Below are 24,120 nucleotides of genomic sequence, written 5' to 3' on the forward strand. Positions count from 1 at the left end.
TATTGCGGCTTTTTAATGCTAGTTGATAGCCAGGCTAATTAGAGCAACGATTACTTATGCGGCTTCTTTTTATATATTGACTCTTCGCCCTCTGGACGAGTTTTTAACACTTTCAGAAACCACATATACTGTTCAGGGTAAGCTAATATGACCTGCTCTACAGCTTTATTCAACGCTATCGCTTCGTTCTCTTTACCCTGCATAGTTTCAGGTGCAATCGCAGGCATTACCGTTAGCTCAAACTGACGCCTAATTTGGTCATAACCAACCTTGACTGGCATCACTTGTGCGTTTCCGGCTTGCGCTAAACGTCCTACTACCGGCAATGTTGCTTTAGTTGTGCCTAAAAAAGGGGCAAAGATGCTTTTATCCGCTCCAAGATCTTCATCAGGGAGGTAAAAAAAGCTGTTGTTGTGTTTCAATTCCGTGAGCAGTGCTCTAATACCCGCCTCCCGCATATAGATGTTGCCACCTTGCGAGCTGCGCATACGATTATTAAACCAATTAAACAGTTCATTCTTGTGAGCTTTGGCCATCGACACCATAGGTAAGTCAAGGTTTAGCCGCAGCCCCGCATACTCGATTCCCCAAACATGGGGCATAATAAAAATCACCGGCTGCCCAGCATCTCTTGCTTGCTCGACATGCTCAAAGCCAACAAGCTTAACCCTGTTACGAATATTTTGACGAGATCGAACTAATAACTCTGCTTGAGCCAGCAAAATCATCACAAAATTTTCGACATTATCTCGAATTAATGCCTCTATTTCAGCAACCGATTTATCGGGGAAACAGGTGGTTAAATTGGCTCTGGCAACTTCAATCGGTTTTACCGCAATTTTTAATACCAGCTTTGACAACTGACGCGCAATGGGATCTCTTAACCACGCAGGCATCAGACCAAAAAGGACTAACACCAATATCGCTATCCAAGTCAGCCAATACTTGGGATGTAATAAAGATAACCTGAAGCGACGGTCAAAATATTTCGGTTTTCTAGACAAACGCAAAACCTCGTTAGCAAATGAATAACAGAAAAAGCCACTCAAATGAGTGGCCTCTTCATCACGATGCTAGTGCAATTACTTCTTTGCGTTAGCTTCTTCGACGCGACTTTTCAGCTTCTGTCCTGGACGGAACGTCACAACACGGCGTGCAGAAATAGGGATGTCCTCTCCCGTCTTTGGGTTCCTTCCCGGTCTTTGATTCTTATCTCTCAGGTCGAAATTGCCAAAGCCAGATAGCTTGACCTGCTCACCACTTTCAAGCGCTTGACGAACCTCTTCGAAAAACGTCTCAACCATCTCTTTCGCTACTCTCTTATTGATACCTAGCGTTTCAAAAAGATGTTCTGCCATTTCGGCTTTGGTAAGTGCCATACTTTTAGTCCCTCAACGATGCGTTGAACTCGGCTTTCAAAGAAGAAACCACCACATCTACCATCTCTGCGATCTCTTTCTCTTCAAGTGTACGAGTGTTGTCTTGTAATAAGAGTGCGATAGCAAGGCTCTTTTTGCCTTCCTCTACACCTTTACCTTGGTATACGTCGAACAAGTTTATGCCAACCAACTGATTTTCGCCAACTTTTCTTATCATTTTTACAACATCTTCTGCTGCAATAGAGTCATCAACAACGATGGCAATGTCACGGCGGTTAGCTGGAAACTTAGATACAGTCTGGGCTAGCGGTAATTTGGCATGTAACAACGCGTCTAATTCAAGCTCAAAAATAATTGTTTTGCCGTTTAGACCAAATGGCTTTTCAAGGGTCGGATGAACCGTACCTATGATGCCAATAACGCGATCATCTCTTAATATTTCAGCACATTGCCCCGGATGAAGCGCTGGATGCGATGCTGCTCTAAAGCTAAATTCAGTGTCCGCTACAGTCAAACCGATAACAGCTTCTAAATCGCCCTTGAGATCGAAGAAATCAACGGTTTTTGAATCCATTGACCAATGTTCATCGTTCTGGTTACCCGTAATAACAGCAGCAAGCATAGGTTGTTGTGAAACACCCGAGTCTGCAGTTTCATTGGGAACAAAACGCAGGCCTGTTTCAAACATTCTCACGCGGTTTTGCTGACGGCTCTGGTTATAACCGACTGCAGATAAAAGACCGGTAAACATTGATAGACGCATTGCTGACATTTCGACCGAAATAGGATTCGGTAAAATCATCGCCTCTGCATCTGGGTGGATTAAGTTTTGCTGCTTAGGGTCAACAAAACTATAAGTCACTGCTTCTTGGAATCCACGTGCAACCAACATGCTACGAACACGTTTAAGGCTGATATCAGACTCATTGTGATCAGACATGCTCAGCTGTGCAATTGGCGCAATGTTAGGAATATTGTTGTAGCCGTAGATACGAGCAACTTCTTCAATTAGATCTTCTTCGATTGCCATATCAAAACGGTAAGTTGCGGTAGTCACGCTCCACAGCCCTTCACTCACGTCAACGGCAAAGCCTAAACGCTCAAGAATTTCAGTGACATTACTATCTTCGATATGGTGACCTAAAATACGATCTAGCTTACTGCGGCGCAATACGATTTGCACTGGCTGCGGTAAATTAGCATCAGACTTAGCTTCAACGACAGGACCAGCTTCACCGCCACAGATGTCAAGCACTAGACGACTGGCGCGGTCCATCACTTTATGCTGTAGCTCTGGGTCAACACCACGCTCAAAACGGTGTGAAGCATCTGTATGCAAACCAATTTTGCGTGCTTTACCTAAAATAGCTAAAGGTGCAAAAAATGCACATTCAAGCATAATATCGGTAGTGTCTGTGGTCACACCTGAGTATTCGCCACCAAATACACCAGCAAGTGCTAGCGGTTTAGCTTGGTCGGCAATAATCAACATCCCTTCAGGGATAGTGATCTCATTACCATCAAGCAGTGTCAGCTTCTCTTCGCCAATTGGCTTACGAACCTGAATACCACCTTCCAATTTAGCATTATCAAATGCATGCATTGGTTGGCCAAATTCAATCAACACAAAGTTAGTGATATCAACAATTGGGTCGATTGAACGGATGCCACTACGACGTAGCTTTTCCTGCATCCAAAGAGGAGTTGCCGCTTTAACGTTGACGTTTTTGATAACACGAGCTAAATAACGTCCACACTCCTGCTCTGCTTCAATTGCAATACTGACTTCATCAGTAATGGTTGCCGTAACAGCTTCCCAAGTAGGCTCAGTCACCGCTTGACGGTTTAAAACACCCACTTCACGAGCAAGACCCGCCATACCTAAACAGTCAGCACGGTTAGCCGTCAAATCGACATCAATAATTGCATCGTCAAGGTCCAGATAGTCACGGACATCTTTGCCTATTGGCGCATCAACGGGTAACTCAATAATGCCGTCACTTTCGATGTCGATACCTATCTCACCGTATGAACAAAGCATACCGAAAGACGGTTGACCACGTAGTTTTGCTTTTTTGATTTTAAAATCACCAGGCAAAACCGCACCGACCATTGCCACTGCAACTTTAAGGCCTAAACGACAGTTGGGTGCGCCACAAACGATGTCGATTAGCTCATCACCGCCGACATTGATTTTAGTCACGCGAAGTTTATCCGCATCAGGGTGTTGGCCACACTCTACGACCTCACCAACGACAACACCGCTAAAATCTGCAGCCACGGTATCAATACCGTCAACCTCAAGACCCGCCATAGTAATTTGGTGCGCTAACTCTTCACGATTAACACTTGGGTTAACCCATTCACGAAGCCAAGATTCGCTAAATTTCATGCTATACAGCTCCGTTTATTTAAATTGCTTAAGGAAGCGAAGATCATTTTCAAAGAAAGAACGTAGATCGTTTACGCCGTAACGCAACATAGATAAACGCTCAACCCCCATACCGAAGGCAAAACCAGAGTAAACTTCTGGATCGATACCTACGCTACGCAGTACATTTGGATGTACCATGCCGCAACCAAGCACCTCTAACCACTTACCATTCTTACCCATTACATCGACTTCAGCAGAAGGCTCTGTGAACGGGAAGTAAGATGGACGGAAACGTACTTCTAAGTCTTCTTCAAAGAAATTACGCAAGAAATCATGCAATATTCCCTTAAGTTCAGCAAAGTTAACGTTCTCTGCAACCAACAAGCCTTCGACTTGGTGGAACATTGGCGTATGCGTTTGATCATAATCGTTACGATAAACACGGCCAGGAGAGATAATACGTAGAGGTGGCTTCTCATGCTCCATAGTACGAATTTGCACACCAGAAGTTTGAGTACGCAACATCACTTTCGGGTTGAAATAGAAAGTGTCGTGATCAGCACGAGCAGGATGATGCTCTGAAATGTTCAATGCATCGAAGTTATGAAAATCATCTTCGATTTCTGGACCATCTTTAACTGTAAAGCCAAGTTCACCGAAGAAGCTCTCAATACGTTCGATAGTACGTGTAACCGGGTGCAGCCCACCGTTTTCGATACGGCGTCCAGGCAGGCTCACGTCAATACTTTCTGCTTTCAACTGCGCTTCAAGCTCTGCCGCTTTCAATCCATCGATGCGAGTAGACAGTTGCTGTTGAACCGCTTGTTTAGCTTGGTTCACAGCCTGACCAAAGGCCGGTTTCTCTTCAGGGGGTAGCTTCCCCATCATCTTCATCATGTCGGTAATTTTACCTTTCTTACCAAGGTAATCGACACGGAGGTCATCAAGCGCTTTTAAATCTGTAGCGTCTTTGATGGCGGCTAAGGCCTGTTCTACAATCTCTGTTAACTGTGACATCATCTCTTCCAGTGCATGTAGGACAAACCTACGAGTCTTCGGGCTTACATATTTTCTAGGTGAAAATAGAAAAAGACACAAATTTTACGTGAGCAAAGCCCATTTGACTAGGGTTAATTGCACCTTTTTATAAGCTAACTGTTTATTTTGCCTAGTCCTTGTTCAAGTGAAAACCTCTCCCCTAAGCCCTCATTATAAAATTTGTGTTCCTCTCGTTTAATATAAGGTGGTTATTATGCTGCCTCAAATGTACTATCTCGCAGTTCGTTAACCGCAACCAAGCCAAGCTAAATAACGGTTTCAAGCACTTACACACAATGGCGAACAAAAAAAACACAAACAGATAGAAATCTGTAACTAATCGGTTAAGAAATTATTTTTTTTGCCGATGAATAATATGGTCGCCGTTCTAGGGTTGAGAGAAAATTATGAAAGAAGTTAAGTTTCGCTGGGTCGATAAATACCTTATCCATATGACGTTAAAATCAAAATTTACTGTTATGGCAGTTATTCCTATTTTCACTTTGATAGGTCTCACGCTCGTATTAACCAATCATTTCGATGAAAACCTGCAACAATCTCAGCTCACACAAGCCAAGCAATATAATCAACAGATGAGTGATGCGCTGGATAAAGCCTATCAATTAGTTGCAGATGAAAATAAACAGCAGTTTTTAAGTGCTTTAAGCGGTGACATCAGCCTATATGATGAGGAAAAAGCTAGCCGTGATGTCCAAACATCAGCAAATCAGGGCGGCGGCTCCCAAGTACAAGGTAACAGCATCGAAAGTATAAGTCGTAGCAGTCAAAACGGTTTGATCACCGTATCAAATGTTGCAGTAAATCAAGAAAGCACCAATGAATATTTTGTCTACGGTACGCTTATCGGACTTATCTTGATAATTTGGGTCACTGGTTACTACATATCTACCTTTGTTGGTGGCGCACTGTTCACCAACGTAATGGCATTGAAGAAAGCCGCTGATGGTGACTTAACAGGCCGATTAAACTTTTTTGAAGTCAAAGACGAATTTAGTATCTTGGCTATCAGCATTGACACCTTGGTTGAAAGGCAGCATAAGCTTGTCACTCAAATGACCAATGCCAGCACGCAGATCCGTAATGTCGTGCAAGCCTTTAGAGATACTGCCCAAGAGGGCCAATCACTTGCTATGAACCAAAGGCAACATCTAGATTCACTGGCAACCGCAATGGAAGAGATGACCGCAGCGGTAAAAGAGGTAGCCCGTAATGCAGAGCAGTCGTCTATAGAGACACAAGAGGCTAATAACCAGGTTGATGCAGGCTCTAGAGACATCGCAGTGACTGTGGATGCTATTGGTGGGCTCAGTAATGAAATAGCACAAGCATCTGATGCCGTTAATAACCTAAACGAAAACGCGGCTAAGATTGATGAGGTGGTCACCACGATTAATGCCATATCAGAGCAAACTAACCTACTCGCATTAAATGCTGCGATAGAAGCAGCGAGAGCCGGCGAACAAGGACGAGGCTTTGCCGTTGTCGCTGATGAAGTGAGAACACTTGCAGGACGTACTCAAGCGGCAACGGTTGAGATAAAATCGATGATCGAGGCGTTGCAAGCGGGTTCAAGAAACTTAAAGCATGTGATGAGCCGGACGGTCGAAAAGGCAGAGGAAGGCAAAAAACATGTTATAGATACTGGTGAAGATCTACAAAGTATTGCGCATCACAGTGCTAAGGTCTACGAAATGAGCACATTAATTGCAACATCAGCCGATGAACAATCAGCCGTTGCCAATGAAATCGCAACCAACTTAATGGAGATCCGCAATCAATCCCATGATGTTGAACAATCTGCTAATCAGTCTGTTTCAGGTTGCGATGAACTGCACGCAACAGCGGAACAACTTGATACATTATTGATAGGGCTAAAAATCTAGTTTCTTCCGCCAACATTGAAAAGGGTAGTACTTTAGTACTAGCCTTTTTGTGTCACTACCCAAATAATTACAATCCAAACCGCGCATTATTTACATTAATCTAACAAGGATTGTATACTCGTTTTATCGTTTCAATTTTATCCTTAAACAGTATGGATGCTAGTTAAGGACGCAACTCACTATTTGAGCGTAACTTTAGCATGCATAATCGTAAGAACCGCCTCCCTAAATTTACGGACTGGCGTAAAAGTTTACCGATGAAGTTCATGCTCATCCAGCTTGCTGTGGCTGCAATAATCATCTTAGCCAGTGTATGGTTTCTTAAGTCTATCGAAATTAATCGACTTATTGATAACCAACAAACATTGAATATTAATGTCGGTAAAGCAATTACCGCGACGTTACAGCAAAAAACGAATCGAATTGAAAATTTGGCTGTATCAATCAGTGCACTTGGTGAGCTTTATCAGCACAGCCCTACTCTTTTAAACGAAAGTATCCCTGCGTTACTCGATCTGTTAGGCCAAGAAGAGGTCATTCTTGGCGGTGGAGTTTGGCCCGAACCCAAAGCATTTAACAAAGAAAAGCGTAAAGACAGCCACTTTTGGGCTCGTAATAAAGGCGGGGAACTGCTTAAGATTGATGATTATAACCAAGACGACAACCCTGATTACTATAAAGAAAACTGGTATATTCCAGCAAAATATTACCCTGCAGATACCACTTATTGGTCTAAATCCTATATAGACCCTTTTACACAAGATCCCATGATTACAGCCTCTGTGCCAATGTGGTCACATCACGAATTTATAGGTGTTTCTACCGTCGATATAGCACTGTCGAGTCTTGATGATTTTTTCAGAACGGCGCTATCTGGACAGCGTGGTTATGTATTTGCGTTAGATCAGCAAAATAGGTTGCTGTCATTCCCCAGCATAGACGCAGATGTTACTGCAGAGGGTGAGCTAAAACGTTTATTTCAACCTTTTGCAAGATTCACAGAGCAACATGAGTCATTCAAACCACTGCAAATCCAATTAGATAAAATTGATGCCAAATTTATTAATCAGGCAAATATAGATAGAGCCTACACCACAGAGCAGCTTAAAAATGTTACTGCTAATATCCCGGTTCACGAACGTGCCAAATTAACCGCCTTGATCAACCAAAATGCAAAAAGCAAACTGCAAAGCGTTCAATTATTAGCCAGCGTTGAACTCGACAATGATCCACAACTGCAAGAGCCTGTTATTGTCACCGTTTTCCTAATGCCTGGTACCTATTGGAAAATTGTCCTAGTAACACCATTAACAGCGATAGAAAGCAGTGCTAAGTCAATTGCCAGCTCCGTAGGCCTTTATTTAGTTGGCATCCAAATTATTGCACTAATATTGTTATTTATTTTGCAAAATAAGCTGTTTATTAACCCTATTAGTCGAATGGTAAATGCCCTAAACAACAGTAACCCAGCATTGATTGAGCTTGAAAGCAACAATCGCAAAGACGAAATTGGCATGCTCGCTAAAGCTTTCAGTTCCCGAACACATCAGTTAGAGATAGCACTGGCCAGCTTAGATGCCACCAACCTTGCTTTAGAAAAGCAGCTAGAAGTGCAACAACTTGCACAGGCCGAGCTCAAAGAGAGCAAAGAGCATCTTAATTTGATATTGAACTCTGCACACAACTTAATATTCATTAAGAATATAGCGGGTGAACTAACACTGGTGAACGATCTATTCTGCCGTACAGTTGCACTAAATCGAGATGATATAATTGGTGTAAGAGACCATTTGATTTTGCCTAGAGATGTTGCCAAGATAAATAGCGACAACGACAAGCTAGTGATAACGCAAAAACAGGAACTCAGTTATGAGCAAACCTTCCCAAGTGAAGGTGCTCTTCACACTTACTTGGTCACAAAGTTCCCAATTCTTAATCATCAGCATGAAGTTACATCTGTAGGTACCATCGCATTTGATATTAGTGAAACCAAGAATCTGGAGCTTAAAAATAAGGCCCAGTTTGAGATCCTAAGGCAAGAAAAGTCCAAAAATATCCGTTTCATTGAGAAGTTAGAAGAGACTAATAAACGACTTCAACATGAAACAGTACAAGCGCGGATCCAATCAAATAAAGAGTTTAATTACGAAAAGGTTAAATTAGATAATCAAGCACTATACCCTACTCTAGTCGCCAATCTTGTAAGGCCAATATTTAGACAGCAAGATGAGCTAGCGGCGAATGCTTATCGTTTATCGAATGGTACGCTTAATGCTGCAGACTTTGGTGTAGAACTCACAGAGCAAACCGAGCGATTAAGACACTTAGAATATTTACTATCAGCACAAGACTATGGTGCTAAACCAATTGATTTAGTGCAGCTATTAGAGCACACAGTTGCGCTGCTAAAGCCTAAATTCGTCGATTCAAGCGTCAATATAGAGATCCAAAGTGATGACCGACTTATCGTCGACGGGATCCACTGGCACTTTTTAATCCTGTTCTATAGACTCATTAACAATACGTTAACAGATGCATTTAGACCTACTCAAGCTAACAAAAGCATTAAACTTATTTTGGCGAAACAGAAAAATGAACTTGTCATAACCCTCTATGATAATGGTAAAGGGTTTACCCCGAACCAGTTGGATCCATTACAGCAGCAGATGGCTGAAAATGAAATTCACGGCACTATCACAACATTATCGGTGTGGTTGCAAAGTGAGTTTGGCGGTAAAGTACAAATAAGAAGCTTGCAGGCAGAAGCTCAATATAAAACACAAATTAGTTGCTCTTTATCACTGACATAAAAAAGCACTCATCTGAGTGCTTTTTTACCGTTAAAAGAACGTCAATCGAACTACATTGAAACATCCACAATATAATGACCTTGTAGCCAATTTCGGCCAATGAGTAGCTTGTAGGTCATTTTACTTCTGTCTCGCAGATTGACTTTTACTTTATACTCTTCACCTAACTCGCCAATGTTCAGTTCGACCATGTAGCGTGTTTCGCTACCTTGAGCATTACGAATAAGTGAGGTTTCTACGATGCGAGATGTTACAACCTTAGATTCACCCTTTTCGTTCTCGGTGGTAAATTGAATCACCTTGCCGACATTTTTATTCATGTCAGTCTGTTCATTTTCAATTTTAAAATCTACAGCATGTAGTGAGTTTTCCACTGCGCCGGTATCAATACGCGTTTTAAACATCATAGCGGTTTCAACGATGCTAATGGGGGCTGTCGGGCCAATATACTTTTTGTCAGAGACATCCACGACATAACGTCCTTTAAGCCAGTTTCGTCCTATTAGCAGCTTATAATCCATATGACTGCGGTCACGTAAATTGACTCTTACAGTTCGCTCCTTGCCTTTAAAGCCAACATCAAGCTCTACCATATAACGCGTTTCAGAACCTTGGGAGTTACTCACCGTCGATGTTTTAACAATCTTAGCTTTTATGCGTTTAGACTCACCCGCGGCATTTTCAGTGGTGAAAGACAACATTTTACCAATGTTGTCTTTCATCTCTTTAGCATTTCCACCTTCGACTTTAAGATCGACTGCATGTAGAGAGGTATTTACCGCCCCAGTGTCTATACGCGCGACATAGGGTAAATCAGCATGTGCTACAAACATATTTGCCGTAGAGCCAATAACCGCTTTGTCATTGGCCTGTACAGATAATGACGTCATTAAGGTCAACAGGCACCATCCTATTTTTTTTAGCATTGCGATTCCTAAAAGTAGTTAAGTCAATTTATTGCTGGTTCAACGTTATCATAGCAAGAAACTTTGCCGTTTGACGCCAAGCTGTGCTGGCAATTAAGTGAGCCTCTCAGATTTACACTTCAACCACTGAAAATTTTTATCTGTTGTAGGCCAACTAAATAAATTTAGCAGCTTAAACCTGACGTTAAGTTGAACAAGGGGTCTAAAACAAGTTATAAGAAATGAAGAACAAATAGAGCAAACAATATCGCTGAACAAACGCAATGGCATACATACCATCGCTTTTGAAAACTCTCTTTATAAAGCTTAACGTTTCGATAAAGTTGCACCCCTAGCCAAACAAGGATAAATGGCACAAAAGGGAGAGAGATAACCAACGGGAAAAAGCCCCAGCCGAAGTCAAATGCATTCTGGCTAAACAGGCGTAGAAAAAACCAAAAAACAAGCAAGCAAAAATAAACTATTAAATGTTGTCCATTAATAGACCGCTTTAGATTTTCTAGCATTGAATTCCCTATATCCATAACTGAACATTAGGCCTTATTGAAACGAGCAACAAGGACAAATACAGAGAATTCTGTAACTAAATATAAAATTACTCGCCACTAAGCAGCCATGAGTTTAGCAATCTCTTGGTCAAACAAATTCTTGATCAAACATGAAAACTCAGTAATAAACAGTGTCTGCTCAGCAGTCGCCTTATGAGTCGCGACTCTTGCAAGGATCTCCTCTAGATCATACACAATCGAATCAACTTCTCTAATGACGATGTTTCGCTGAGTAAATGTCAAAGAGGGGTTTTGGCCGCAAACCATGATAATTTGAGCAGCAAGTTGTTCTTCAAACAACTCCATGACAGAATCTTCTGCGGCAGATTGTTGTTGCGAGTTTTCAAATATACCTAAATGTTCAGTCAAATATTGAACTAGGTGCATATACCCGTCTTTATCGGTAACCATATCCCATCCGAAATCTGCAAAGTGCATCGATGATAAAGCGGCTCAAAAGGAGCCGCTAAAAATCTTTTGGATAAGAATCTTATCTGAGTTTAAAGTGAAATGATATCGACTAACGCTATTTCTTAAGCATCAAAATAAAGGATACCGGTACCGCTTTACTAATTGCCGACAAACCCGCAATTTCGCGCAATTTGTCTACACCTCGGGTTAGCCCAAAACTATCTGAGTTCACAATCACAGGCATAACACTGGCGACGAATAAATGAGTATCTGAAAGCCTAGCTATACTCACCGTAAAGGGCAGATTCACTTTTTTACCGTGTAAGTCCACAACCCCTTCTATGGTCGCGACTTTCATTTCCCCTACATTAATACTGCTGAGCAGCTTAGTATCCACTTTGGCTGTCAATGTCAGCTTGGGGTACTTATCAACTTCAAACAACAGCGACCCCATGCGTTCATCTCTTATTTCTACACTGGTATCTACGCTCGCAAGAGAAACGCTTAACTCAAAATCACCCTTATCATTGAGCGTTCCGGCTATATTTTTGAAGTGGTGAACTTCAGCAATATCACCTTTTTTCACCGAAATGAAATTTACGTTTGATTCATCATTTGTGACTTTCCAGCTTGCTGCTGAGGTGACAAACGACAACGGAATAAGTAGTAATCCAATAATGACATTTTTCATAATAGCTCCCTCTAGACAAAATAGTTATAGGTATCAATATGCAACACTATGGCAATCGCTAATTTAGCATAACCTCTTACACTACACAGTACATTCTATTTTCACAGTATGAGATTATTTTAGTACACGGGGAGTTTTTACCTACTTAAAAAGCAAAAATGCCACTTAATAAAGTGGCATTTCTATTCACATACAGCTACGGAGCGAGCCTATCGTGTAGCCATTGGTCGTTTGATGATTTCACATAGATAAATCTGTCATGAAGCCTGTTCTCACCACCCTGCCAAAATTCAATGCTGGTTGGTTTAACGATGTAGCCTCCCCAAAATTTTGGCAAAGGAACGTCGCCCTTGGCAAACTTAGCCTTCATCTCTGCGAACTTTGATTCCAGTGCTTTCCTTGCAGAAATAGGGCTAGATTGCTTGGAAACCCACGCTGCTATTTGACTGTCTTTTGGTCGTGACATGAAGTATTTCAAGACTTCAGTCTTTGATAACGGCTCTGCGACCCCTGTGATCGCGACTTGCTTTTCTAACGTATGCCAAGGGAACAGCAAACTGACCTGCGAATTAAGAGCAATGTGCTGCGCTTTACGGCTCTCAAGATTGGTAAAAAATACAAAACCATCATTACCAAACCTTTTAAGTAATACAATCCGTTGAAACGGCTGGCCGCTTTCATCCACAGTGGCCACTGACATCGCCGTCGGATCTTTTATCTCTGAATCCTTGACTACTTCTAGCCAAGATGTAAAAAGTTCCATCGGATCATCAGGAACATTCTCGCTATGCATCTCTCCAAGAGAATATTCACGGCGGATATCGCTTAGCTCTGACATCTATCAATCCTTTCATATTGCATGATAAAAGAGGTACTCCAGATAATTCATCGCTATAGTTTACTTAACTTTGCCGTTAGAATCAGCCCAAACATGCAGTAATTCTAGCCCCAGCGTTGCACCAGCTAATGCGGTGATCTCTGCGCTGTCATACGCAGGCGCCACTTCAACAACATCCATGCCGACAATGTTCATCCCATTCAAGCCACGAATGATCTTCATCGCTTTATCGCTCGTTAGTCCACCGCATACAGGTGTACCAGTGCCCGGCGCAAAAGCTGGATCTAAACAATCGATATCGAATGTGACATATAAAGGCATGTCACCAACTCTTTCTCGAATTTGTGCGACGATTTGAGCTGCACTTTGATCGTTTGCTGCGGCGGCATCAATCACTTTGAAGAGATGATTTGACTGATCATACTCAGTTCTAATCCCAACTTGAATGGAGTGTTCAGCAGCAATAATACCCTCCTTCGGTGCGTGATAAAACATGGTACCGTGGTCATATTTACTACCCTGACTATAGGTATCTGTATGTGCATCGAAATGCAGTAAAGCCATTTTTCCATGTTTTTTATAGTGAGCACGTAATAGCGGTAAAGTAACGAAATGGTCACCACCGAAACTTAGTAGCGCTTTGCCAGACTCAACGATTGCTGTGGCAAAGTCTTCTACTCGCTTAGTAAAATCAGCAGAGTCACCACAGTCATAAACGAGATCACCGGCATCTACCACTTTAATGTGATCGCTTAGTTTAAACTGCCATGGCCAACGCGACTCTTCCCACGCTAAGTTCACTGAGGCTTGACGGATTGCACCCGGTCCCATACGGCCGCCTGAACGTCCTGTGGTAGCCATATCGAAAGGCAAACCTAACACGACAACATCTGCATCGCTCTCCAATGGCTTAAAGTCTAATGGCAATCTTAAATAGCCAAACGCATTTGAGTAAAGCGAATAATCAGGTTTGTCTGCAATAGTGGTCATAAAAGCTCCGTAAAAGGTCTACATTCACAAAATCTGAGCGGTTAGCTTTTCGCTAACAGCTTGAATATAATGTTTATAATTAAAGTTATTCGTCGTATTGAGCCGAAGGTCACAGCTCGCCACTTCAATATCCGCAGAAAAGTCTTTCGCCATAATGTCTTGGTTAACGCCAATTACATCCCAGCTAATGGGGTTAAAAATATTCAACATTGCGGTAAATATATTGAACGAATAGTTTTCAAAGTTCAAGTTTGTTTCAATGCTCACGTAAGCACTCTGTGCTTGTGGTGTAATATGTATGGTTAAGAACTGCTCTCCGTTTAGCCCATTTACCGAGTAGCCACAAGGGTCGAAAAGGTGATCATCAAAAGTAAAGTCAGGTAATAATCTGTGCAAGTTAAGCTTGCTCAATATCATCGACTTTGTTTGATCTGCTTGACGTAGATAGTCAGCTGCATCACCTTTTATGTGGTACATCAATAAGCTCGTGCTACTGCAAAGTTTTTCAGACGTTTCGCTGCAAAAAAGATAATGGTGATGGCCATCTAAATGACCGACACGATATGCACTGCCGTTTAGCCTAGATTTTAATTGTTTGGCATCATCTTCAAAGTGTGTTGATTGGAGATGAGACAAAAACTCGCTCTTCCTCTGATAGTTAAAAGATGAGATGTTATCGACACCCATTTCATCAATCAAAAAAAGACCAGCTTCAACCAGATTGGTATTACCGCATGTAATGAGCAACAATTTGTTATCCCAAACAAAAAGGCTAGATTCACTTAAAATATAGGCATCACAGTCGTCGTTTGACATGACGGAAAGAATGTCTGCCCCCGCGAATGCAAGAGCGCGATCCCAAAATGCACGTTCATAGCTTCGTAGTGAACCCGTTCCGAATTTGATTCGGAGTTCGATTTTCTTTTCTGAACCTTCAAAAAACATCTAGCGACTCTTTTGTGTGTAAAAAATAAGACCAGTGCTGAGTACACTCACCACTGGTCTAACAATTCTCAACCAAAATCTGAACTATGAAAAATCTTCGAGATAAGTATACCCTTTTAAGCCTAACTGCAGCTCTTCAAGAATATTACAACGCTCACCTTCATCAATATGCTTGTTAACTAACTCTTCATAGGTTCTCATAAATGAAACGGCGTCCAAATTTACATACCTAAGCACATCAGCGACGGTGTCACCGGCTAATACTGAATCTATATTAGTACGACCATTATCATCAACTCGCACTACTGCGGAATTCGTGTCGCCAAATAGATTATGCATATCACCTAATATTTCTTGATATGCCCCGACTAAAAAGAAGCCAATAAGGTAAGGGCTTTCTTGGGTCCAAGCAGGTACAGGCAGCGTGGTTTCAATGCCTTGCCCATCAACATATTGATCGACAATCCCGTCTGAATCACAGGTAATATCAAGCATTACCGCACGGCGCTCAGGCTCTTTATCTAACCCCGATAGTGGTAGCACCGGAAATACTTGATCAATTCCCCATGCATCAGGTAATGACTGGAACAATGAAAAATTAACGAAAAATTTATCGGCTAATTTTTCGTTTAGTTCGTCAATCACCGGCCGATGAAAACGATATTTTGAACTCATGCTGCCTTGCAACTCATGGCACACTCGCAAATTAATCTGCTCAGCCCAGGCTCGGTCTGCCAGGCTCAGTTGTCCTAATGCAAATAAAGAGTGTGCTTCACTTAGATCACTTTGACAGTCATGGAAAATTTCAATTAATGCTCTCTGATCCGCTTTGCCACTGACTTCAGTCCAAGACTGCCACATGTTTTGCAGCAATAATGGTGCATCAATGCTAGGAGGGGAGATCGTCTCCGGCTTATAGGACTCAGTGCCAATTACATCCGTTATTAGCACTGCATGATGTGCTGTTAAGTAGCGACCAGATTCTGAGATAATCCTCGGCATCGGCTGTTCATACTCTTTACACATATCATTAAGCACACTAACGATATTATTAGCATACTCAGTTAGACCGTAGTTCATTGAGTTAGCACTCTGACTACGCGTACCATCGTAATCAACCGCGAGCCCGCCACCGACATCAAAGCACTTTACATTAGCGCCAAGCTTCATTAATTCACAGTAGAAACGCCCCGCTTCACTCACACCTTGGCGAATATCTCGAATATTGGCAATCTGGGAACCGAGATGAAAATGCAGTAACTCTAATGAGTTTAACATGCTCGCATCTTTCAATTCATCGATGACTTTGAGTACTTGCGCAGCAGAGAGTCCAAATTTCGACTTCTCTCCGCCACTCGCTTGCCACTTACCTTTGCCTTGAAACGCTAGGCGCACTCGCAGGCCTAATCTCGGCGTTACGCCAAGCTCTTTCGCTTGCGCTAACACCATTTTAAGCTCAGACATTTTCTCAAGCACGATGTAAACCTTGTGCCCAAGCTTCTCGCCAATTAACGCCAAGCGGATATATTCTTTATCTTTATAGCCATTACAAATAATCACAGAGCTGGCTTTTTGAGCCATGGCTAGCACAGCCATTAACTCTGGCTTACTACCCGCTTCAAGCCCTAATTGCGGTACTTCTTTTTCAACCTGACTCGCCAAAATCTCTTCTACAACCGTTTGCTGCTGGTTAACTTTAATCGGGTAGACTAATAAATAATCAGCTTCATATTGGTATTTTTGAATCGCTTGATTAAAAGCCTGGCACAGACTATTAACTCTGTGATGAAGGATCTGTGGAAAGCGGACTAGAACAGGCAGAGCAACGCCTGCTTTAACCATATCTTTGGCAAGTTCATTTAAGCCAATTTTACAATCAGGGCGGCTAGGTTCTGGAGAGACTGTAACTTCCCCATCATCACCAATACCATAGAGCCCTTGGCTCCAATAGTTTACGTTGTAACTTGCACGTGCATCATCAATAGACCAATTGCTCATATTTTCCTAACCTGCCTATTTAACCTATATAACGCTAAATAAAGCCTATAGCCTCATTTAACCATCTTATGACTCAGCGTCATTCACTAAAAACCAATAACTAGCACTGTTCTTATCTTCTTTTCGTACGCTGAAAGCTTACCGTGTTAACTGATAAACATAGCATGTAAAACGTGAGGGTTAAATTCTTCCCGACGTTTTTGTCGATTGTAGCCCTATAAAAAACGGCTCAAACTTCGCCTATTATTAGCTTAATTTAGCAGTGTTTTTTGGGGGCGCAATTAAACCTTGAGAAGGTAAATAAATCAAGCTCAACCTCAAGATACTAACCAACAACTTCTGCATTTGTTTACCTAAAAGCTTAAACAACGCACATATAAAGCAAATACACCGAAAAAAGCCCCGTTTTATTGAGACTAAATCATATCTTCCAGGTATTAGCGCCTTGTGGCTAAAGCATATTGATATAAATTCCACTATAATCGCAGCAGAAGTTAGTCATCATAGTAAAAAGTAGAGAGAAACATGATTGAGATAGGCAAACCCTGCAAGCTTGAAGTTGTAAAACTGGTTGAATTTGGCGTTTATTTGGATGCCAAGGACTTAGGTCAGGTATTACTTCCGAGCAAAGTCGTCCCAAAAGAGTGTCATGTCGGCGATATGGTCAACGTGTTTCTCTATTTAGACTCTGAAGACATGATTATCGCAACCACTAAACGCGCATTAGGGCAAGTAGGTCAATTTGCCTATTTAGAAGCTAAAGTAAATGGTCCTTATGGCGCTTTTCTAGATTGGGGCTTAGATAAAGATCTACTGCTACCTTTTGGTGAGCAACATAGAGAGATTGAAGAGGGTAAATCATACCTTGTTCGTATTTATACCAGTCACGTTGATGACCGTATTGTTGCTTCTTCTAAAATTGATAGATTCCTTGACACGACTGAGCCCACTTATGAAGAGGGTGAAGAGGTGAGTCTCATTATTGGCGGAACCACCGATCTTGGTTTCAAGGCCATTATCAATCATTCACACTGGGGCGTACTCTATAGCAACGAAGTATTTACCCGCCTAAGCTTCGGTCAAAAGATCAAAGGTTTTGTTAAGCGTGTTAGAAGCGACGGAAAAATTGATCTGTCTTTACAAAAAGGCGTCAAAGAAGAGTTAGATAAGCATTCAACAACTATCTTGTTTAAATTGAAACAAGCTGGAGGTTTTTTACCTCTCAATGATAAAACAGCAGCTGAAGTCATATACTCTCAACTCTCTATGAGCAAAAAAGCATTTAAAAAGAGTATTGGCGGCTTGTATAAGAAGGAGCAGATCACGATCTCACCTGATGGGATCCGCTTAGTCGATTGATTCTTAGCTATATAATCTTTGTAGTCTGTGTAAACGGCTATAAATACAGCGATTATAGTTAATGTAAGCGAAACCACCTTTGCATTAAAGCATGGCTCTGTTATAACAAAGCCATGCTTTTTTATTTAGGGACCAAAATGGAACTCACTCAACATGAAGCGCGGATTATTGGTGTGCTACTCGAGAAAGAGCTCACCACACCAGAACAGTACCCTTTATCCCTCAACAGTTTAACATCCGGTAGTAATCAAAAATCCAGCAGAGACCCAGTGCTCAACTTGAGCGAGTCCGATGTTCAAAATACAATCGATAGTCTTGCCAAAAAACGTTTAATCTCAGACCAATCAGGCTTTGGCAGTCGAGTGGTTAAATATAAGCACCGCTTCTGCAATACCGAGTTTAGTGATTTGCAATTAAACCCAGCGCAGCTAGCTATCATTTGCTTGTTATTACTCCGCGGTCCTCAAACACCTGGCGAGCTAAGAACACGTAGCAATCGACTGCATGAATTTAGCGATGTGAGTGAAGTTGAACACGCACTGGTTGAACTCGCTCGCAGAGAAACACCATTAGTCGCTTTATTAGCGAAGGAGCCAGGCAAAAGAGAAGCACGCTACTGTCAACTTTTTACTCCTATGAATGCAAACACTGAATCTAGCGCTTTATTGCCAGTAGACACCGTAAAGCCAAGTCATTCACAACAGGAGCTAAGTGATAAAGTCGCTAAGCTTGAAACTGATCTAAGTGAGTTAAAATTACTGGTGCAGCAGTTACTCGCTAAATAACTAACATTAGGATTAAACAAAAATTAATCCATTAACGCTAACAAATAGTTAACGCCCTTCAGTTGCGGTGGTAACCTGTTAGCTGTTTTAATTCCACTGATTAAGGGAATAGTTTGGAAAATAGCCCACACAACAATAATTTGCGCAATATGCTCTTACTTGCCAAATTTGAAGTCAAGAAGATGTTATTCAACCCTAGAGGGATGATCGCGCTCGCCGCTTTCGCCCTCGTTTGGTTACTTATTTTGCTCTATCCGATCCGAGGCGCATCAGAGTTTCTTATCACTCCTCACTACAAAGATCTTATTGAAGGTATTTTTGGGCCACAGGTTGTCAGTGAGTTATTTAAATGGTCAGTCGCTGAATTAGCCATATACTGGATTGCGGCGCTATACCTGTTTCCACTCTTCAGTATATTTATCGCTGCCGATCAATTTTCTTCTGATAAAGCGCGCGGTTCATTTCGCTTCTTAACGCTTAGAACCAGCAGAGACAGCATTTTCTTTGGCCGCTTTATAGGCTATATGATAATTCAAACTATTCTGGTCTCTTTAACAGTGCTAGCAACCATAGTGCTGGCGGTTAGCAGAGAAACAACACTACTTATACCCGCTTTGACAAGTGGACTGATGGTCACCGTCAATCTCGTCATTGTACTTTTACCTTATACCGCGTTAATGGCTATACTCTCGCTTTATGCAAACTCAGCACGGCAAGCCACCATCTATGCCATTCTCATTTGGGCTGCGATGTCGGTGTCCATCGGTATCATCAATAACTTTCTGCCAATTATTAGCGAACTGAAATGGATCCTGCCGGGTTCACAAATTTCATTAATGATTAATACTCAAGGCTTAGGTAGCTTTGCATATGCACCCGTTGCTTTGTTGCAAACAGTCGTGCTTCTGTTTTTAGGACGCATATATATCAAACGGAGTGCACTATGAAATTAATAGAATGTAAGGGCTTATCAAAAGCCTACGGCAGTAAACAAGCATTAAAGCAGGTTGAGCTTAACTTGGAAGCCGGAGAACCTATTGCTTTAGTTGGACCAAACGGTGCCGGTAAAACGACTCTCTTTAGCCTACTATGCGGTTACATAACACCCAGTGCAGGCGAAATTAGTATCCTTGGCCATAAGCCTGGAGATAATGCATTACTAGGGCGCGTGGCGTCCCTACCACAAGATGCAACCCTTGATCCCAACTTTGATATTCTAACTCAACTTATATTGTTTGGAACACTGCAGGGCTTCTCTAAAGCTGAAGCAAAAGCGGAAGCCCTAAGGGTTTTATCCCTTGTCGACTTGGCCGATAGCGCCTCACAAAAGCCTAAATCGTTAAGCCACGGAATGGCAAAGCGAGTCGCTATCGCACAGGCATTAATTGGGTCACCTGAATTGGTGCTACTCGACGAGCCTACCGCAGGCCTTGATCCCGCCAATGCGAAAAAAATTCGTGAGTTAGTCAGAGAACTTACCGGCAAGACTACATTTATCATCAGCTCACATAACCTAGATGAACTAGAAAAGCTCTGTGGAAAAGTATTATATCTTGAACATGGAGAGCTAACCCAGTCGGTATCGATGGATGATAAACAGCAAAACCAGTATTTAACATTGACCATGCTGCAGTGTGATACCGATAAAATCGTAGATGCTGTGATGGCTTTGCCAGATATTAGTTCAATTGAGAAGAAACAACACAATGAGTTTTTGATAAAGCATAATAGCGAGGAAGATTACGCTATTGAAAGTGCCCTATTCACCTTATTTAAACATAACAACTGGCAATATAAAGCAATACTCAGAGGACGTACCTTAGAGGATAAGCTTTTCTCATAATAGTTGGATCCATTAATAAACAGTACTTCCAAATAATACTCGACCGCCATTGGTACTTATCTGCCAATGGCATTCCTGTCAAACACTCTCAATTACATCCACTCATACCGCTCTCTGACTCTTATCAATTCATGCTGATAATGAATGCAGAGGCACCCTCTTGAATACCGCAGTGCCTAAATACGATGTACCAGCCCTAGTGGCTATTGTTGCGCTTTGGCCGCCCCTCTATTCAATGCAGTCAACTAGTCCAATAAGCTCAACTCTGAAGCGCTATGCTCAGCAGATTTGATCCCAGAGGTATTTCTCTCGGTTCAGTGCCTATGGCATAAATCACAACATCTTGGATCTTTATGATAAGCAAAACTCAACCTAAATCGATAGAGCGAGTAGCGGCTGTATTTTGATAAATACTGGTACTGGTAGCAACAGGTACTAAACAGTTTTGAAAAAACAAATTGATAAGTGTGCAAGATGATTTGGCGTTGTGGTGGTAGGTATTGGTCACGGCAAGGGGAAATAAAAAATGACGGTGCGTTAGTGATTAGACTTTATTGCAATAGCAGCAAGGCTGATAATGTTTTAAAACAGCAAAGAAAAAAGAGCCGTGGTAAACCACGGCTCTTCAGAATTTGTTGCGATTAGCTAGATGCTAATCAAGCTGGTAACTTAAACTACAGTTACGTTCTCAGCTTGTGGGCCTTTTTGACCTTGAGTAACAGTAAACTGAACTTTTTGACCTTCGTCAAGAGTTTTGAAACCGTCAGAGTTGATAGCGCGGAAGTGTACGAATACATCTGGGCCAGACTCTTGCTCGATAAATCCGAAACCTTTATCAGAGTTGAACCACTTAACAACGCCAGTAACTTGAGACATAATATTGAATCCTGTAAATATAAATTAAAGCCTTAACGGCGGTAAAGCTGGAAAATGCCGGTTTACTTAATGTTAACAGGACGAACATTGTCGTATTGAACACATAAAAATAAGCCCTAACCTTCAAGCTGCAGTCACTATAAACCATTTCCATGATAAGTCAACACACATTCATGACTAAATTAAGAGTATTTCGACTCATATATCTACAGTCAGAAAAATCCAGATATTAAATAATATATACAAGCCAAATAACCTATAACAACAAAGGCTTAAATCATGGAGGTCTAACTTAGAAAAAACGACTAGTTCGCTCTAAAAACTTCTATCTTGAAATCTAATTCACAGAAAAAACCCGAAGCTGATAACGCGAGTTTTTGTTCGTCTGTCAATTTCCAGTTATAGGGTGTCATTTGTAAAAAGTGACTAATATCATCTTCATCTTTCAAGCTGAGCATGCTCTCAAGTCGTTTTTGATCGATTAATGTAAAACCTTCAATCTGTGATGACTCTTGGGTATGCTCTTTAGGCGTTTCATATATCAGTTCTTTCAGTGCAAAATGGTGTCTAGGCCCGGCACATACAGTAATCAGGATCCCGCCTGACTTTATCACCCGTTTAAGTTCCGTATCTAATGAAGGCGCATAGATCCTAAGCATAAAGTCAAAACTATCATCAGCGAACGGCATATCAAAAGCACTCGCTACGCTAAAAGCGATATTGGGGTAACGTTTGGCGGCATACTTAAGTGCTGACTTACTAATATCTAATCCAAAAAAGTTAAAACCATCGCCTAATTCATGTGCCAAGCGATTGGAGTAATACCCTTCACCACAACCAATATCGAGACCGTATTTAGCATCATTAGCATAAATCTTTGCCAGCTCATTAACACTGTCACTGAGCTGTTGATAGTAACCTTTATTAAGAAACTCTCTTCTAGCAAACATCATCTCTTTGTTGTCACCAGGATCACTGGATTTTTTCTTTTGAACGGGAAGTAAGTTTACATAGCCCTCTTTCGCACAATCAAACCTATGATTAGACGCACAAAACCAAGTTTTGCTCTGCAGCATTAAAGGTTGTTCGCATATCGGGCAACGGTAAATCATCAATCATTCTCCAGTGCAAATGAACTCTCTGTTCCATCTGCCATAAGTTGTTCTACAATTTCATTTAGCTGTGGTGGCGCTAACAGTTGATAGCTTTCTAGTTTTCTTCTCAATGTATCTTGATCAATATCTAGGTTAGCAGCCAAGTAAAAATTAGCTCGCTCGGTTAGCTGCGAATAAACGCGAGTCAACAGCTGCCTTTTTCTGACTAATTGAGCATCAAGTTGGCTGATATCATTATCGCTATGATTCTGATTTAGCAAACCTTCGTTAGCAAAACGTTTTAAGTCGTTACGAATACTTTCTAACTCGCTAATTTCTACCAAAAGGCTTTCCGCGTTGGGTTCAATATCCATCGAACGGGCGATAATATGCTTTGCTAATTGGATCTCTCTGGCAATAAGTCCTAATCGAAAATCTGCTTCCAAAGGGACTAATTCCCATTGTATTGGTTCAACGATATGAAACCGACCGACATTATCATTATTAATATCAACCGCGATTGACAGCCCCAGTCTTAGCTGCTCAGCACAAAGTTTAGGTGAAATACCTAAGGTTGAAAACAAGCGCCAACCTTGACCAACACCACGACTATTGGACGCCTTTGACAAAACATGTTCTTGCGATTCCAACACCTCTAGCGACAAGTAAGGGTGTAGCCTAACCATCAATGACATTTGTGAATTTGAAACGTTAACCACAACCACTTCTGCTATAGGGCCTGATTGCAGCTGCAATACACTAAAGTTGCCAAACTGTTCAGACAAAACAAGTTTCAATTTAGATTGGTGGTTAATTTCGATAATTTGCGGTTGGATTAATAGCGGTTCAAACATACAGCTCCTCATTGACCTAGCCATATTATACTTGCAATAGAGAGCAGGTTCCAGCTATCAAGCTGATGTAAATTCAAGCAAATAAGTATCTCCGTCCTTGAAGTTAAGACAATTGGACTACTGCGGTGCTATGATGAATCCACTTAATGGAAGTTAATAGCTACGACTTTATGCCTTCAAAAAAACAAAATACCCTCTTCTGGCACGATTACGAGACACCACCACTAAGCTATTAAATAATAACAAATTAAAGCCTCAGAAATATCTCGTAATGCACGCTGCGATGCACAGTTGTAATTTAAACTTTAAATGTAACTCCTAGCAGATACCTTGATTAGTTTGTGATATCGGCAAACATCTGCCCCAAAAAAATTTACGCAACAGCTTATTATTGTACTACGTTTAACACACTAAACAGTTGCTAAGAACGTTATCGAGCGACTAATCAATAAGCTGT

Annotated in this window: 20 protein-coding genes; 6 read left to right on the forward strand and 14 right to left on the reverse strand. The window is 41.6% G+C overall.

Annotation, left to right across the window (positions count from 1 at the left end):
* Nucleotides 1–50: 50 nt before the first annotated feature.
* The 4 genes from lpxM to pheS form a co-directional block, all read right to left on the reverse strand.
* Nucleotides 51–1,004, reverse strand: a complete 954-nt coding sequence (gene lpxM / locus JK628_RS12945) for a lauroyl-Kdo(2)-lipid IV(A) myristoyltransferase (RefSeq protein ID WP_202285049.1) — start codon at nucleotides 1,002–1,004, stop codon at nucleotides 51–53.
* A 78-nt stretch (nucleotides 1,005–1,082) separates the two neighbouring features.
* Entirely contained in the window at nucleotides 1,083–1,379 is a 297-nt protein-coding gene (gene ihfA / locus JK628_RS12950; RefSeq protein WP_101091201.1) for an integration host factor subunit alpha, read from the reverse strand.
* 4 nt (nucleotides 1,380–1,383) lie between these two features.
* The gene (gene pheT / locus JK628_RS12955) at nucleotides 1,384–3,771 is read right to left on the reverse strand and encodes a phenylalanine--tRNA ligase subunit beta (RefSeq protein WP_202285051.1); all 2,388 of its coding nucleotides are present in this window, start codon (nucleotides 3,769–3,771) and stop codon (nucleotides 1,384–1,386) included.
* Nucleotides 3,772–3,786: 15 nt separating this feature from the next.
* Complete coding sequence (pheS, locus tag JK628_RS12960) at nucleotides 3,787–4,770, reverse strand: phenylalanine--tRNA ligase subunit alpha (RefSeq protein ID WP_202289814.1); 984 nt, start codon at nucleotides 4,768–4,770, stop codon at nucleotides 3,787–3,789.
* A gap of 428 nt (nucleotides 4,771–5,198) precedes the next feature.
* Between pheS and JK628_RS12965 the strand changes: the two genes are divergently transcribed.
* Both JK628_RS12965 and JK628_RS12970 read left to right on the forward strand, forming a co-directional pair.
* On the forward strand, nucleotides 5,199–6,695 hold the full coding sequence (locus tag JK628_RS12965) for a methyl-accepting chemotaxis protein (RefSeq protein ID WP_202285053.1): 1,497 nt from the start codon (nucleotides 5,199–5,201) through the stop codon (nucleotides 6,693–6,695).
* 200 nt (nucleotides 6,696–6,895) lie between these two features.
* A complete protein-coding gene (locus tag JK628_RS12970; RefSeq protein WP_202285055.1) occupies nucleotides 6,896–9,505 on the forward strand; it encodes a PDC sensor domain-containing protein in 2,610 nt (869 codons plus the stop codon).
* 50 nt (nucleotides 9,506–9,555) lie between these two features.
* Here the strand turns inward: JK628_RS12970 and JK628_RS12975 are convergent, their stop codons facing one another.
* The 7 genes from JK628_RS12975 to speA form a co-directional block, all read right to left on the reverse strand.
* The gene (locus JK628_RS12975; RefSeq protein WP_202285057.1) at nucleotides 9,556–10,431 is read right to left on the reverse strand and encodes a putative ATP-dependent zinc protease; all 876 of its coding nucleotides are present in this window, start codon (nucleotides 10,429–10,431) and stop codon (nucleotides 9,556–9,558) included.
* Between the two features lie 605 nt (nucleotides 10,432–11,036).
* Complete coding sequence (locus JK628_RS12980; RefSeq protein WP_202285059.1) at nucleotides 11,037–11,390, reverse strand: DUF3802 family protein; 354 nt, start codon at nucleotides 11,388–11,390, stop codon at nucleotides 11,037–11,039.
* A gap of 115 nt (nucleotides 11,391–11,505) precedes the next feature.
* Nucleotides 11,506–12,081 (reverse strand): YceI family protein, encoded by a 576-nt coding sequence (locus JK628_RS12985; protein ID WP_202285061.1) that lies wholly within the window; start codon nucleotides 12,079–12,081, stop codon nucleotides 11,506–11,508.
* A 196-nt stretch (nucleotides 12,082–12,277) separates the two neighbouring features.
* Complete coding sequence (gene pdxH / locus JK628_RS12990) at nucleotides 12,278–12,919, reverse strand: pyridoxamine 5'-phosphate oxidase (RefSeq protein WP_202285063.1); 642 nt, start codon at nucleotides 12,917–12,919, stop codon at nucleotides 12,278–12,280.
* 60 nt (nucleotides 12,920–12,979) lie between these two features.
* Nucleotides 12,980–13,909, reverse strand: a complete 930-nt coding sequence (speB, locus tag JK628_RS12995; protein ID WP_202285064.1) for an agmatinase — start codon at nucleotides 13,907–13,909, stop codon at nucleotides 12,980–12,982.
* Nucleotides 13,910–13,933: 24 nt separating this feature from the next.
* A complete protein-coding gene (locus tag JK628_RS13000; RefSeq protein WP_202285065.1) occupies nucleotides 13,934–14,854 on the reverse strand; it encodes an adenosylmethionine decarboxylase in 921 nt (306 codons plus the stop codon).
* A gap of 84 nt (nucleotides 14,855–14,938) precedes the next feature.
* Entirely contained in the window at nucleotides 14,939–16,852 is a 1,914-nt protein-coding gene (gene speA, locus JK628_RS13005; protein ID WP_202285066.1) for a biosynthetic arginine decarboxylase, read from the reverse strand.
* Nucleotides 16,853–17,377: 525 nt separating this feature from the next.
* Here speA and JK628_RS13010 point away from each other — a divergent pair.
* The 4 genes from JK628_RS13010 (at nucleotide 17,378) to JK628_RS13025 (ending at nucleotide 20,839) form a co-directional block, all read left to right on the forward strand.
* The gene (locus JK628_RS13010) at nucleotides 17,378–18,211 is read left to right on the forward strand and encodes a CvfB family protein (RefSeq protein ID WP_202285067.1); all 834 of its coding nucleotides are present in this window, start codon (nucleotides 17,378–17,380) and stop codon (nucleotides 18,209–18,211) included.
* Nucleotides 18,212–18,348: 137 nt separating this feature from the next.
* The gene (locus JK628_RS13015; RefSeq protein WP_202285068.1) at nucleotides 18,349–18,996 is read left to right on the forward strand and encodes a YceH family protein; all 648 of its coding nucleotides are present in this window, start codon (nucleotides 18,349–18,351) and stop codon (nucleotides 18,994–18,996) included.
* Nucleotides 18,997–19,109: 113 nt separating this feature from the next.
* On the forward strand, nucleotides 19,110–19,943 hold the full coding sequence (locus JK628_RS13020) for an ABC transporter permease subunit (RefSeq protein ID WP_237524014.1): 834 nt from the start codon (nucleotides 19,110–19,112) through the stop codon (nucleotides 19,941–19,943).
* Nucleotides 19,940–20,839 (forward strand): ABC transporter ATP-binding protein, encoded by a 900-nt coding sequence (locus JK628_RS13025; protein ID WP_202285069.1) that lies wholly within the window; start codon nucleotides 19,940–19,942, stop codon nucleotides 20,837–20,839. Before JK628_RS13020 ends, JK628_RS13025 begins: the two co-directional genes overlap by 4 nt.
* 669 nt (nucleotides 20,840–21,508) lie before the next feature.
* Here JK628_RS13025 and JK628_RS13030 read toward each other — a convergent pair.
* The 3 genes from JK628_RS13030 to JK628_RS13040 all read right to left on the reverse strand — a co-directional run bounded on the left by JK628_RS13030 (nucleotide 21,509) and on the right by JK628_RS13040 (nucleotide 23,663).
* Nucleotides 21,509–21,715, reverse strand: a complete 207-nt coding sequence (locus JK628_RS13030; RefSeq protein ID WP_012155714.1) for a cold-shock protein — start codon at nucleotides 21,713–21,715, stop codon at nucleotides 21,509–21,511.
* Nucleotides 21,716–22,020: 305 nt separating this feature from the next.
* Complete coding sequence (gene rlmA / locus JK628_RS13035) at nucleotides 22,021–22,827, reverse strand: 23S rRNA (guanine(745)-N(1))-methyltransferase (protein ID WP_202285070.1); 807 nt, start codon at nucleotides 22,825–22,827, stop codon at nucleotides 22,021–22,023.
* On the reverse strand, nucleotides 22,827–23,663 hold the full coding sequence (locus JK628_RS13040; protein WP_202285071.1) for a hypothetical protein: 837 nt from the start codon (nucleotides 23,661–23,663) through the stop codon (nucleotides 22,827–22,829). The genes rlmA and JK628_RS13040 overlap by 1 nt, the downstream gene beginning before the upstream one ends.
* Nucleotides 23,664–24,120 lie beyond the last annotated feature (457 nt).

The sequence above is a fragment of the Shewanella sp. KX20019 genome, assembly GCF_016757755.1.
Lineage (GTDB): Bacteria > Pseudomonadota > Gammaproteobacteria > Enterobacterales > Shewanellaceae > Shewanella.

What these genes read in the sequence shown, in the direction of transcription:
- pheS (WP_202289814.1), bottom strand. Translation starts at nt 4,770, where the DNA reads ATGTCACAGTTAACAGAGATTGTAGAACAGGCCTTAGCCGCCATCAAA.
- JK628_RS12975 (WP_202285057.1), bottom strand. Translation starts at nt 10,431, where the DNA reads ATGCTAAAAAAAATAGGATGGTGCCTGTTGACCTTAATGACGTCATTA.
- pdxH (WP_202285063.1), bottom strand. Translation starts at nt 12,919, where the DNA reads ATGTCAGAGCTAAGCGATATCCGCCGTGAATATTCTCTTGGAGAGATG.
- ihfA (WP_101091201.1), bottom strand. Translation starts at nt 1,379, where the DNA reads ATGGCACTTACCAAAGCCGAAATGGCAGAACATCTTTTTGAAACGCTA.
- JK628_RS12970 (WP_202285055.1), top strand. Translation starts at nt 6,896, where the DNA reads ATGCATAATCGTAAGAACCGCCTCCCTAAATTTACGGACTGGCGTAAA.
- JK628_RS12965 (WP_202285053.1), top strand. Translation starts at nt 5,199, where the DNA reads ATGAAAGAAGTTAAGTTTCGCTGGGTCGATAAATACCTTATCCATATG.
- JK628_RS13010 (WP_202285067.1), top strand. Translation starts at nt 17,378, where the DNA reads ATGATTGAGATAGGCAAACCCTGCAAGCTTGAAGTTGTAAAACTGGTT.
- pheT (WP_202285051.1), bottom strand. Translation starts at nt 3,771, where the DNA reads ATGAAATTTAGCGAATCTTGGCTTCGTGAATGGGTTAACCCAAGTGTT.
- JK628_RS13040 (WP_202285071.1), bottom strand. Translation starts at nt 23,663, where the DNA reads ATGTTTGAACCGCTATTAATCCAACCGCAAATTATCGAAATTAACCAC.
- JK628_RS13025 (WP_202285069.1), top strand. Translation starts at nt 19,940, where the DNA reads ATGAAATTAATAGAATGTAAGGGCTTATCAAAAGCCTACGGCAGTAAA.
- JK628_RS12980 (WP_202285059.1), bottom strand. Translation starts at nt 11,390, where the DNA reads ATGGTTACCGATAAAGACGGGTATATGCACCTAGTTCAATATTTGACT.
- JK628_RS13030 (WP_012155714.1), bottom strand. Translation starts at nt 21,715, where the DNA reads ATGTCTCAAGTTACTGGCGTTGTTAAGTGGTTCAACTCTGATAAAGGT.
- JK628_RS13015 (WP_202285068.1), top strand. Translation starts at nt 18,349, where the DNA reads ATGGAACTCACTCAACATGAAGCGCGGATTATTGGTGTGCTACTCGAG.
- JK628_RS12985 (WP_202285061.1), bottom strand. Translation starts at nt 12,081, where the DNA reads ATGAAAAATGTCATTATTGGATTACTACTTATTCCGTTGTCGTTTGTC.
- rlmA (WP_202285070.1), bottom strand. Translation starts at nt 22,827, where the DNA reads ATGATTTACCGTTGCCCGATATGCGAACAACCTTTAATGCTGCAGAGC.
- speA (WP_202285066.1), bottom strand. Translation starts at nt 16,852, where the DNA reads ATGAGCAATTGGTCTATTGATGATGCACGTGCAAGTTACAACGTAAAC.
- JK628_RS13000 (WP_202285065.1), bottom strand. Translation starts at nt 14,854, where the DNA reads ATGTTTTTTGAAGGTTCAGAAAAGAAAATCGAACTCCGAATCAAATTC.
- speB (WP_202285064.1), bottom strand. Translation starts at nt 13,909, where the DNA reads ATGACCACTATTGCAGACAAACCTGATTATTCGCTTTACTCAAATGCG.